Here is a 12,857-nt window from a genome sequence, read left to right on the forward strand (position 1 = left end):
ATTTTTGAGGCACTCAAGTGAGCCAAGTGACATCCACAAACCAAGCAAATTTGCATATTGAAATCAGCGGCCAAGGGCCAGATCTGGTGATGCTTCACGGTTGGGGAGTGAATAGCGCTGTGTTTACGCCATTACATGAGTCACTGTCTCAGTATAGGGTGCACTATGTAGACTTGCCGGGCTTTGGCCATAGCCAAATGGTTGAAGGTGGCCTATCAACCTGGGTAGATACCTTGGTCGCTGCATTGCCTGAACACGCTATTTGGGCCGGCTGGTCACTCGGTGGGCTCGTTGCGACTCAGGCAGCGTTAAGTTATCCACAAAAAATCAAAGGCTTGATTACTATTGCCTCATCCCCTTGCTTTATGGCAAGGGAGGACGAAGCATGGCCGGGCATTCCGCCACAAGTCCTCAATCAATTTAGAGAACAACTCGGCCAAAATTTACCTAAAACTATAGAGAGATTTCTGGCGATTCAAGCCATGGGTAGCGAAACCGCCAAAGAAGACATCAAACAACTGCGCGATCTTGTCCTCGCACGCCCTTTACCCAATGCCAGAGCCTTAACTCAAGGCCTAAATATGCTGACCGACGTCGACTTAAGGCAGCAACTGATAGAGTTGCAACAACCTTGGCTAAGGATCTGGGGCCGACTCGACGGGCTAGTACCCAAACGCGTACCACCTAAAATGCCCATCACAGCTCAAAGTGAGGATGTGATGCTCGCCAAAGCCTCTCACGCGCCCTTTATTTCCCATCAGCAGGAGTTTTTGCAGGTATTTATGCCTTGGTTAACGTTACAGACACGTTAACGCTTTATCTTTGAGCGATTAATGACTAGTATTTAACCATTAATGTGCCAAGGAATTTCCCATGTTAGTTGTCAGTAACTACCCCCAAGTCCCGCTAGCGACCAGTAATGTCGCGACGGACTCGGCTCGGGTCGACAACCAACTGAAACCTGTGGTCATCCCACCACAAGCTGCAACTAAAGGTCACGAAGAACGCGCCTTTAATCCACAGAATGAACGCACTGCGGATCAAGCTCAACAACAGGCGAAAACGCTCGAGCATAATCAGCAACAAGTTCAAGAAAAACAGCAGCAACAGCAATCCTCACAGCAACAGAACCAACAACAGCAAGAGAAAAAAGCGCCCCTTGTAGTGGCCGAGCGTGTTTTACCTAAAACGCTAAAAATTGCTGCAAGAGGCCAAGCGGCGCTGCAACGTAAGGATATACGCTTAAAGGTCAGTCAAGGTGCGGCAAATTATGCCAGCAGTAACGCCAAAGCGAATACCAGCAGTACGGCAAGGCAATCGCTTCAAGGCGAATCGAGTCAATTTTATCAACAACTTGGGCAACGCATTAGTCAGTTCTATCAACAACAGACTCAGCCAGAGCAAGAATCTATTATGTCGACGTGGATTTAACCTATTCCAATCGTATGAATCCGTTTGCGCACAAAATTAACCTGAATGATAAACAAAAATGCCGCTAAAAATAGCGGCATTTTCCATTCTGTTTAACGCTTATTTAGGCAAACGATACAGCTCTTGCTGGTAGGCCAAACTGCCCCACAATGCCCAACTTAAGGCTTTCTTCTCTAGCGCTGCAGCGGCTGGCGCATAAGGCGTTAACTGCTCAGTTTTTTCATTGTATTCGAAACCTTGAGCCGCTTTTTCTGGCTGCAGGATCACTACATCTTTACCTTCCATCAGGGCAAAGTTTTTATCGTATTGCATTAACGCGCGTCCAGGCCAATCATCGCTGACTTGGGTCAAATCTCGGCCCAGCATAGGATAAGAGTCTGAAATACCAATCAATGATAACAGTGTTGGCGGTAAATCAATCTGGCTCACAATACGATGATCGCGTTTTGGTGCAACATTATCCCCAAGAATTAATCCCGGAATACGAAAACGTGACACTGGCACCAGATCCGCGCCACCCACTCGACTGTCATGGTCGGCAACCACGATAAAAATCGTGTCTTTCCAATAGTCTGCGTTTTTCGCCAATTTGAAAAACTCACCAACCGCATAGTCGGCATATTTCGCCGCATTATTGCGAGTTTGCTTAGGTTGTTCATAAAGTTCGATACGATCATCTGGGAATTCAAATGGATCATGGTTACTCGAACTAAACACCAAACTAAAGAAAGGCTTACCTTCACTATGCAGACGCTCAAACTCACTGTTGGCCTTGCGCATTAAATCTTCGTCTGACGCGCCCCACGAACCCACGAAGGCCGGAGATTTGTAATCTTTCTGATCTATAATGTCACTAAAGCCGTTGCCCAAGAAGAAGCTACGCATATTGTCGAAATGGCTCTCACCACCATAAATAAACTGCGTGGTATATCCATGATTTTTAAGTAATTCAGCAATACTGAAAAAGCCAACTTGGCTCTTACCTAGCTTCACCACAGCGCGAGCTGGCGTTGGCGTAAAACCTGTTGTCACGGCTTCGATTCCGCGTACAGATCGTGTACCAGTAGCGTACAAGTTATCGAAATACCAACCTTCTTTAGACAAGGCATCGATATTCGGTGTCAGGGGTAACCCACCTAAACTGCCGACAAAACGGGCGCCTAAGCTCTCTTGCAGTAGGATCACTAAGTTCTTTGGCTTACCAGTATAACTGGCTTGGTTAAAGCTCAGTGATGGGATATCCGTTGAAGTAAAGGCACTTTCAGGGCGACCACTTTCCTGCCTAATCGTTGCAATAACCTCCGCGTTATCTAGCTTGCCATACACTTTAGAAGCATCTTCTTCACTATCCATCTGCTTGATGGCAAACACCAAGGAATAAGCAGAGTTAATCACTAAAGAGTTCACCAATGGATCGTCAGCAAAGGCCACCAGAGCGGGGTTAAGCGGACGATGACCCAAGGTTGAACGGGCACCTAATATCGTAATTGCGATAACGATTAACGCTAATACTGGACGCCAATACCAGCGTGGAAAGCGCAGGTTTTTCGTCAGTTTACCGCTGAGAACCCAACCGCCCCAGAGTGTACCTATGGTTAATAATATTGAGAAAATAAGCTCAAGCTTACGACCCGCCCACAGCATAGAAAGCACTTCTTTCGGGTAGATCAGATATTCCACATACAAACGATTCGGACGAAAACCGTATTCTTCAATAAAAGCGGGGGTCGATGCTTCTAAAAACAGCATTATCCACAGACCGACGGTTAACCACACCCGTAAAATCGGCTGCCACAGACGGCCAATAAAATGATCACCTGAAAATAATGCGGTTCCTAAGGCAGCAATACCCCATAACCAGCACAGGGTAGCGATATCGACGCGTAAACCTTGAATTAAGAGATGCGACCAACCATCCACAGCGGCCACGCGATCGGCTTGCCACAGCCCTAAAGCGATACGGCTCGCGGTGGCAATGAAAAGCACTAATAACGAAAAGATAAAGATGGCGCGAAAAGGCCCATGGGCATTGTTTCGCCCACGAGGTGATAAACCAGATTGCATGTGTTACCCCAAAACGTGTAAAAAGAGCCACTCTGCTTTGGAGTGTCAATTTGAAAAATCGGTGAATAAGCTGTGCTATGACAACCGATTTTGCTTAACGTTGCATTAAATGCCGACTTTATATTCCCTAAGACGGCATTTATGCAACAATTTTGTGAGTAACAGGTTAAAAAGTCGACTCGGACATGACGTATGTCCGAGTATTAACATTACAGCGTCTACTTTTTCAGCTTAGCGAAGGCATCGGCAAAGGCATTGCCCATGGCCGCGTTTGCTGGCGCTTTAGGTGTTTGCTTCTGCGCAGGACGCGCAGCCGGTTTCGCTGACTGCGGTGTTTTACCATGATTAGTTCTGGCAGGATTGTGTGGTCTTTGCTGTGGCTTGCTCTGGTCGATAGCTTCATCCAAACGCATGCTCAAACCGATACGGCGGCGCTCAACGTCAACTTCCATCACTTTGACTTTCACCACATCTCCCGCTTTCACCACAGTGTGCGGGTCGCTGATGAACTTGTCGGTTAGAGAAGAGATATGCACGAGTCCATCTTGATGTACGCCAATATCGACGAAGGCACCAAAATTAGTCACGTTGGTCACTACGCCTTCGAGTACCATTTCGGGTTTCAGATGCTTAAGTTCTTCAACACCATCTTTAAACTTAGCGGTTTTGAACTCACCGCGGGGATCGCGTCCTGGCTTATCCAGTTCGGCTAAAATATCCGTCACCGTCGGCAAACCAAATTCCGCCGTAATAAACTCTTCTGCCTTGATGCTGCGCAGCAAATCAGAGTTACCCATCAGGCTCGCCAACTCTACTTGCTTAGTCTTAGCGATAGTTTCCACTAGCGAATAAGCCTCTGGATGCACAGACGAGGCATCGAGTGGATTGTCCCCTTCTCGAATACGCAAAAAACCCGCTGCTTGCTCGTAGGCTTTAGGCCCTAAACGCGGCACTTTCAGCAGCTCTTTACGATTCTTAAACTGACCATTGGCATCGCGATAATCGACCACGTTTTTCGCTAACGTCTTATTTAAACCAGCCACTTGTGACAATAACGGCACTGAGGCCATGTTGAGATCTACACCCACGCCGTTTACACAATCTTCCACCACGGCTTCCAGCGAACCCGATAATTGGCTTTGACTCACATCGTGTTGATATTGACCGACACCGATAGACTTAGGCTCAATCTTCACCAACTCGGCTAATGGATCTTGCAAGCGGCGGGCGATAGACACAGCGCCACGAATCGACACATCAAGATCAGGAAACTCCAACGCCGCCAATTCCGATGCAGAATACACAGACGCACCCGCCTCACTGACCATCACTTTGGTCAAATGTGGATGGGTATCTTTCACTTCGGCAATCAGCTCAGCGGCCAGCTTGTCAGTTTCCCGTGATGCAGTGCCGTTACCAATCGCAATCAGCTCAACCTTATGCATTTTGACTAAGTTAGCCAAAGTACGGATCGACTTTTCCCACAGATTTTGCGGTGCGTGTGGGAAAATAGTCGCATGGCACAACAACTTACCTGTGTTATCGACCACAGCGACTTTAACACCGGTACGTAAACCAGGATCGAGTCCCATGGTGGCTTTCGCGCCCGCAGGAGCGGCCATCAATAAATCACCTAGATTACGGGCGAAAACTTTAATCGCTTCGGCTTCAGCGCGTTCGCGCATTTGCGAAATAAACTCAGTTTCCATCTGCAGGGCAATCTTAATACGCCATGTCGCCGTCACCACAGTTTTCAACCATTGATCAACGCTGCTATCACCTAATTTCAGCCCTAAATGATCACAGATAATCACTTCGCAGTAACTACCTTGGCCCGCTTCAGCGGCTGGATCGGCATTCATAGATAAGGTTAAGAAACCTTCATTACGCCCACGCAGCATAGCCAGCGCACGGTGTGATGGGATCTTAGCTAACTGTTCTGTATGCTCAAAATAATCGCGGAACTTCGCGCCTTCTTTCTCTTTTCCTGCAATTAAACGGCTTTCTAACACACTGTTTTGGCTTAAATGCTCACGCACTTTACGCAGTAATTCAGCGTCTTCGGCGTAGCGCTCCATCAGAATATAACGCGCGCCCTCGAGCACAGCTTTAACATCGGCAAAACCCGCTTCGCTATTGATATAGCCTGCCGCTGTAGTCTCGACATCTACGCTACGATCAGCCAGTAATGCATCGGCTAATGGCTCAAGCCCAGCCTCAATAGCGATTTGGCCCTTAGTACGACGCTTAGGTTTGAAGGGCAGGTATAAATCTTCGAGACGTGTCTTACTGTCTGCCTCGTCAATCGCCCATTGTAATTCTGGCGTTAACTTACCCTGAGCTTGGATGCTAGACAGGATCACTTGGCGTCTGTCGTTCAGCTCACGCAGGTAACCTAAACGCGTGTACAAGGTACGCAGTTGTGTATCGTCTAAACCGCCCGTGGCTTCTTTACGGTAGCGGGCAACGAAGGGAACTGTCGCACCATCGTCGAGCAGAGTGATGGTTGCGGCAACTTGTTGCTCACGAACATTCAGTTCTTGAGCGATAATCAGAGCGATGTTATGTGCATTAGTTTGCATAAATAAAGTGTCGTGCCTAACTGTAAAGTAAGTCGTTATTGCGCCAAAGATACCACAGGCGCCCCGTATGTTTCATGCTAAAGCCTAGGTCAATTGATCTTTCCCGCAATCCCGTGACTACCGCCGCTATTTTAACAGCGGCAACTCTGTGGTTAATTCGCCTCGCTGGCGAGAGTAGTTTCAAAAGGGGTATAACGGATCTGATTGATATACCACTCTTTTGGACCCGATGGCGTTTGCACTAGCACCTCATCATCCACTTGCTTGCCGATTAAGGCACGCGCCATGGGCGAGTCGATGGTGATATAGCCTAATTTTGTATCGAGCTCATCTTTACCGACGATCCGATAACGCACTCGATCACCTGCTTCATTTTCAAGCTCAAACCAAGCGCCAAAGAATATTTTGCCTTCCTGTTGCGGCGAGTAATCGACGATTTTTAATTCTTCTAACCGCTTAACTAAGTATCTGACTCGGCCATCAATTTGTCTTAACAAACGCTTGTTGTAGGTGTAGTCAGCGTTCTCACTACGGTCGCCCTGCGCCGCCGCTTCTTGGACTTTAAGGGTGATTTGCGGCCGATATTCCTTCCACAAATACTTCAATTCTTTATCTAAAGTTTGCCAACCCTGTCGGGTGATCAAATGCGCTTTCATACTCATTACTCAATCGTTGGATTAAACGACCACAATTGATGCGGGATAATATATTAGACTGATGATACTCAGACTGGACGCTAAAGTTAACTCACTAAATCATCTCTGTGCATAATGGCTTTTAAATCACCTCTTTCACTGATGCCAATTTAGTAACCATTTCAGCTTCGATCGACTGATACATTACTGTTTTCTATCAATATCAATCCAATAAATACAATAGCTGTATTGCGCATCATTAAGCTGGCGGTTATTGCTGGTCAGCTTGGGCTATAAAAGAGCTTTGTTTCCTAAATCGATTGAACTAAAACACTGTCTGCTGATCTGATCAGCATAATCCACTTTCTTCACTATCAATCGTGCCAAAACCTCACGACAAAACCACTCACTGGAAACGCTATAACCAAGCCTTGATAAACCGTGGTTTGCTTACCTTCTGGATTGATGAAGAGGCTATCGCAATGTGGAAAACGAAAACTGAGCATTGCAATAAAGGCGTCCCCGCTTGTTTAGTGACCTTAGCTTATTACCACCGGATGGTTAAACATGTTTTCTCTATGCCGTTGCGAGCCCTGCAAGGCCTTATCAATTCAGTGCTTAAACTAGGCGACATCCAACTATCTTGCTCTCATTACACCTATATCATCAAGCGAGCAAAAAGCGTAAATATCGCCTTCAAAACCAAGACAAGAAGCCCCATTGAACACTTTGCTATCCACTCGACGGACTTGAAAATCGATGGCGAAGGCGAGTGGAAAATTAAAAAGCATGGGACAGATGGGAAGCGCCGAGTGTAGCGTAAACTGTAGATACGTATAGCCACGCAATTTAGCCGTAAGCTTTCAGAAACTTTATAGTTCAAAGAAAAAACCAACGACCGCTAGTTATAATTTAACCTAATAAATGACTTTTTAAAAAATCAACAATTTTCTTAATAACATTTTCAGCAGCTAATAGTTGTTTCCTACTGATTAGCTGCTTAATTAGTTAATATAATAGAGCAAAATTAGCCAATTAACGAGAAAACGATTTGTCAGTAAATAATGCGAACATCGAATGTTGCAATGATCGTGTTTCAAAGCTACCGCTATCTATACCAAGATCATCTCCTAATACATTCACACTGATTTTACCTTTATTTTTACTAACTAAAGCCATGGCATTTCCTACACGGGGTTCATCTCGCTGTGGTCCCATGTTATAATCAAAGCAGCTTACATTGGGTTGGCTCATGACTGACTCTCCGTGACCACAATAAATAAAAGCAGATTGGTCAAAATGGTTTGATAAATAACTTACTAACTCTTGGTTATTAGTACATGATAAAGTATTTGATGTGCCATTAGCTAAAAAATCAGCACTTTGTGCAATCGATTCCGCACCTTTCTCGGCTGTAATCCAATGTTCTTTTTCATTTGGGCGTTGACCAGCATGGAAAGCAAATAACTTATTCGATTTAGTGGCAAACACAACTGAGCAACCCGACAAACTCCTACAATGAACTAAAATAGGCTGGCCCTCTTTGACTTGATTTAAATCAAATGAGATACCAAAAGTACCTTTATTGCCATTATCAATAGCGAGAATGTGCAAGTTTTTATCAAATAATGCTTGATGAAAATACTGCCCAATTGGGCTCCCTGGAATTATTTCTTCCGGTGCGATATGCTCGCCAGTGTAATATCCTAACCCAGCTTTACTTTCAAGAGTATCCGAAGATACATGTTTACCATCCTTATCATTTTGAATATGAGTAATAGGAAAAGGCAAGTATTCGTATTTTTTATGACAACCAATAATCCCCTTACCGATTAAGGGTGACAATTGACCTTTAAGAACAGTTTGCTTGTCCGATAATAGGCTGTGTGACGATAAGTCTGCAGACTTGAAGTGATTTCGTAGCGGGTCATTTTTCCATTGAGCACTTGCTTCTTCGGTTGAACCTTTTTTAACTTCAATAGTTAAGCCTCGCTTACTTAACATTTTGTTCTTACCAGAGCTATTATCAAATAAAGATTTAATTTTAGTCAGTACGGTTACAGACTTGATTGATTTGTTATTTTTAATAAAGTTAGAATAAGTTTTATTTTTTGTTAAATTTTTCTTCTCTTGTTCAGTCAACGGACGAACAGAAACCAATTGAATCGGTGACGCATTATCGCTATTTTTTAAATTCGGCGTCAATAAGTCATAAGAGTTAGCTTTACTAAATATATTCATGCGCATGTCAAGTTTTCCACTGAGTTAAAAAATGAGCATATTCGATATCAGTATATTTCCTTAATGAAAAAATATAACATTTCATCACTTTTAATTATCAAAAACTATTTAAGAGAACTAACGTGAATAAACATGAATAAATATTATCACTCCTCCTTCACTAAGCAGGATTGATAGACTTAAACATTAGCCACAGAAAACACGTTTGAAAAAAATAAAAATTAGTAAATACAATGCATAGGTGGTGACTATAAATGGCTAATGCTGCTACCTCACCTTTAAAATACTCACCATGTAAAGGTGAGCTATATCGGTAAATTGTTATAAACAGTCCATCAGCCCGAAATTGAGTCTGCGGGATTACAACAGTCAGGTTTAAAAGTGATGAACAAGTCATAAGGCTAGCTATGCCCATCCGCCAGAGGGTCAATTAGCACAGGAAACAAGGTAGGAATGGGGTCACTGGAGAGTGATTTAAGTAATAAGGCCTCTTGGATAGAAAAATATTTTCAAGCCAATACAGTATGATCGTCTAGAAACCATATAGATACAGACCTCAAGCTCTAATTCAATAATCATCAGAGTATTTCATTATTTTTATGGTGTACATCTGTCTAATAAGTCTGATAGTCATAAAACTGACAGATAACCAATAGGAAATATCCCTATGCCATTTCGCATAGTTCAAGGAACAATATTCGTACCACTCAATACGAACACCCAACACCGCAATCCTACAATCTCAATAAAACATGTTCGGCCTCTATTAGCATCATCCCAATCTCCACACTCACGACTAAAGTATCAGCACCATAATAGTGTGGTGAAGGGACCTGTATCGACACAGGATACGATTGATGGACCCACTCAGATGACAGACTTCAGCCACCGTTTATTTGAAGTCGCAGTAAATGATCACCAAGAGCGTCAACAAAGGCTTTCTAATATATTAACCCCTCATGATCACGCATCACTGAATCATATTAAACGTTTGGTCGTGATAGGAGATAGTCTATCGGATTCAGAAGGCCGAATGAAATCAAAAACCTTGGGAATAATGCTTTCCTCTAAACAATATCACGCTGGACGTTTTACCAATGGTTTCGTATGGCCAGATTTTATATCTTCACCTGCCTATTTGAATAAAGAACTGGTAAATTATGCCGAAGGTGGTGCTGTAGCGGCTAAATATTCCAAGTTAAATCCCACCTTCTGGTTTATTTCCAACATGGAACGTCAAATTAAAAAACATGATTTTAAATCTGATGACTTAGTCATACTCGCTCTGGGCAGCAACGATTATATGACGTTCGATAAGAAAGACACTCAAAAAGTGGTACACTGTTACGAGAAACAAATCACTAAATTAGTGGGAAATAAAAAAATAAAAAACATCTTAGTTACAGGGATTCCAGACTTCACGAAGACAGCCTATGCCCAAAAACAAGACGAAACATATCGCACCAGTAATAGTGCTCTCGCCAGTGAACATAATGCTAGCCTAAGCCAAAAAATAGCAGAACTCGCGGAGCGATATAAGGCCGAAGGAGTAAATATACAGTTTTTCGATTTCGATAATCAATTTACTGAATTACTAGATAAAGCTGATAAGGTAGGTTATGACACTCACACAGCAAATAGTGTCGGTTATGTGGATATCTTTGGCACGAGTAAAGCTTTTGATCCTGCACATCGGCATGTATTTCATGATGAAGTTCATCCAAGCCAAGAGGTACACCAAATGTTAGCATCTCGAATGAGCGATTATATTATCTATAAATTTGGAAAATTAACCGATAATTAAAAAATTATCAATTACATAAGATTTTATTGCGTCCATATTAATTAGACGCAATAATTTAATTTTATTATAGAACAACAAGAAACCTAGCCACCATGTTAAAAAAAACAATATTATGTGCGTTCGAGCGATAGTTCCCGAAGTCAATTTAATAAGAACTACTAAAAGTAGTTAAATACATAATAGAGGTAGAAATCGAGCTAATTCTTTCATAAATAACGTATTTAAGTTGCGCCAACTCATTGCCTAAAGGTTGGCGGTTTAAAATAGTTTTGGTGTCAGTTTTTTAAAAGTGCTGACAGCTTGTCGTAAAATGCCGCCGTCGTTTTTCTAAGTGTTCACAGTAATAGGTGAGTTCTTGCAGAGCCGTCACCACAGGGCTATAAAATATCTTAATTTAGATTTACCCTAATAAATTAGCTATGCGATTTTATGAAATCAAAATATGCGAAGCGAATTTCATTAACGAGATTCAATGCAGCTGGAGTTAATTTTTTGTTACGAGGAAAAATCAAGCTATAATGGCCCTCAGGAAGCTTATCCTTAATTGGAATAATAGATATCAAGTCTTTGTGATGTGGAGCTAAAAACATAGGTCTAGGACCAACAAACAAATAGTCCTCATTTAATACAAGTTTCCGAGCGATGGCACTTGAATCACCAAAAATTACCGAACCACAAGATTTGACTCCATTAGGAAAAATTACTATTTCTAAATCGCTATAATATCCATGACTTGCAGCTGGAATATACCATTTTGCAGCCTGTAGTTCAGCTAGTGAAGTACTATTAGCAAGAGGATGTCCTTTGCGAGCTACGACCGAAAAACTACACGATGTCAACCTCTCTTCAACAAACTCATTAAGCATTAAATCGGAAGATACAACGCCAATAAAAAAATCTAGCTTCCCCATACGTAAAGAGCTTAGTAATTCAGAAAGCTGCCCTTCAATAATAGTAATCCGAGTGGAATTATGGCGTTCTTGGAACTTTTTAATAACATCAGGAACAATACTAGTAGCAGGGAAATGAGAGCAACCAAAAGCTATTTTCCCATCTGATAATTTCTCAATTTGTCGTAATTCATCAACTGCTCTCTCTAACTCATTCAGGATTAAATTCATTCTAGGCTCAAACATCATGCCGGCTTTAGTTAATACAGTGCTATTCATCCCTCTGTCTAACAAGGTAACACCCAGCGTCTTTTCAAGCTCCTGGATACTTCTCGTCAATGTCGACTGTGTCTGATGAAGCATTTGTGCAGCAGCACTAATATTTCCATGTTGAATAATAGCCCTAAGATTTCTAAGTTGATTTAGTTTCGGCAACGCTTTCATTCTATCTCCTTCAATATAATGGACTTTCTTTTTTACTACATTTCCATACGCAGGATAGCTGTAGATAGGATCACTCTGAGTAATAACTGGAACTTAAAAGCAATACCTCCATTGGCAAAACAACACTCAATTAATAATAGTAATAATTCTTGTTTAAGATAAGGGTATTTGCTACTACGTTGTGACTTATTAAAATTTGGCTACAGCATACAACGACTTAGTATCGCAGACATTCCTAGTTTTAGCCCATGAGACCTAATGTGTACTGCAACCTCATTCGACTTATAGCAGAAAATATTATCAGATAAAAACCTCTTGACTGTAGGAAGGTGTATTGGCATAGATCAATCACTGCAATGAATTTTTTAACAACCTCAAGGTCGTTTTTGACAAATAATACAACAATATAATTACCAGAAAACCATCAAAAAAACAGTGTGTTATGAAAATCAACTTCGCAAGTTAAAGGGCAAAAGAACAAAAAATTCATAGCCATGAAAAAAATAGAGTTTTTTTTTTAAGCAAGTCTCGCTAGTATGCCTCTCCGTTATTGAGCACTTGACGCATTGTTTTGTTGTTTAGTACATATTAAAATCATAAATATCAATTCGATATACTTGCAGATTTACCAAAAACTATCATGACACAACTGGGAAATGTGAAAATTTTTATCCAGAAAATCACGAAAATATCAAAAAAACAATTACAAAAAAATATAAATTACTAACTTACTACAAGGCGGTGTTTTTCGATTGATGCATAGTTT

8 protein-coding genes and 3 pseudogenes are annotated in these 12,857 nt (G+C 42.2%); 5 read left to right on the forward strand and 6 right to left on the reverse strand.

The annotated features are described in order from the left end of the window. Positions 1–17 precede the first annotated feature (17 nt). Positions 18–812 (forward strand): pimeloyl-ACP methyl ester esterase BioH, encoded by a 795-nt coding sequence (gene bioH / locus L5L94_RS08175; protein ID WP_212599493.1) that lies wholly within the window; start codon positions 18–20, stop codon positions 810–812. Positions 813–873: 61 nt separating this feature from the next. Further along, the gene (locus L5L94_RS08180) at positions 874–1,431 is read left to right on the forward strand and encodes a hypothetical protein (RefSeq protein ID WP_173248241.1); all 558 of its coding nucleotides are present in this window, start codon (positions 874–876) and stop codon (positions 1,429–1,431) included. Positions 1,432–1,530: 99 nt separating this feature from the next. Here L5L94_RS08180 and L5L94_RS08185 read toward each other — a convergent pair whose 3' ends face one another. The 3 genes from L5L94_RS08185 to greB all read right to left on the reverse strand — a co-directional run bounded on the left by L5L94_RS08185 (position 1,531) and on the right by greB (position 6,733). After that, the gene (locus L5L94_RS08185; protein WP_263162437.1) at positions 1,531–3,495 is read right to left on the reverse strand and encodes an LTA synthase family protein; all 1,965 of its coding nucleotides are present in this window, start codon (positions 3,493–3,495) and stop codon (positions 1,531–1,533) included. A 218-nt stretch (positions 3,496–3,713) separates the two neighbouring features. Then, complete coding sequence (locus L5L94_RS08190) at positions 3,714–6,077, reverse strand: Tex family protein (RefSeq protein WP_263162440.1); 2,364 nt, start codon at positions 6,075–6,077, stop codon at positions 3,714–3,716. Positions 6,078–6,229: 152 nt separating this feature from the next. Continuing rightward, a complete protein-coding gene (greB, locus tag L5L94_RS08195) occupies positions 6,230–6,733 on the reverse strand; it encodes a transcription elongation factor GreB (protein WP_105250662.1) in 504 nt (167 codons plus the stop codon). A 359-nt stretch (positions 6,734–7,092) separates the two neighbouring features. Between greB and L5L94_RS08200 the strand changes: the two are divergent. Then, positions 7,093–7,527 (forward strand): annotated as a pseudogene (locus L5L94_RS08200) (transposase); the annotation flags it as partial. A gap of 220 nt (positions 7,528–7,747) precedes the next feature. On the opposite strand, the gene L5L94_RS08205 reads toward L5L94_RS08200, so the two are convergent. Further along, complete coding sequence (locus L5L94_RS08205; RefSeq protein WP_263162443.1) at positions 7,748–8,959, reverse strand: cytotoxic necrotizing factor Rho-activating domain-containing protein; 1,212 nt, start codon at positions 8,957–8,959, stop codon at positions 7,748–7,750. Between the two features lie 316 nt (positions 8,960–9,275). On the opposite strand from L5L94_RS08205, the pseudogene L5L94_RS21870 reads away from it, so the two are divergent. Both L5L94_RS21870 and L5L94_RS08210 read left to right on the forward strand, forming a co-directional pair. Further along, positions 9,276–9,387: pseudogene (locus L5L94_RS21870) on the forward strand (IS5/IS1182 family transposase); the annotation flags it as partial. Between the two features lie 437 nt (positions 9,388–9,824). Further along, the gene (locus tag L5L94_RS08210) at positions 9,825–10,757 is read left to right on the forward strand and encodes an SGNH/GDSL hydrolase family protein (protein WP_263162446.1); all 933 of its coding nucleotides are present in this window, start codon (positions 9,825–9,827) and stop codon (positions 10,755–10,757) included. A 283-nt stretch (positions 10,758–11,040) separates the two neighbouring features. Here the strand turns inward: L5L94_RS08210 and L5L94_RS08215 are convergent. After that, positions 11,041–11,148, reverse strand: a pseudogene (locus L5L94_RS08215) (transposase); the annotation flags it as partial. 22 nt (positions 11,149–11,170) lie between these two features. Further along, positions 11,171–12,091 (reverse strand): LysR substrate-binding domain-containing protein, encoded by a 921-nt coding sequence (locus L5L94_RS08220; RefSeq protein WP_173248252.1) that lies wholly within the window; start codon positions 12,089–12,091, stop codon positions 11,171–11,173. Positions 12,092–12,857: the final 766 nt, after the last annotated feature.

Source organism: Shewanella sp. SM21 (genome assembly GCF_025654335.1).
In the GTDB taxonomy this organism is placed as follows: Bacteria; Pseudomonadota; Gammaproteobacteria; order Enterobacterales; family Shewanellaceae; genus Shewanella; species Shewanella oncorhynchi.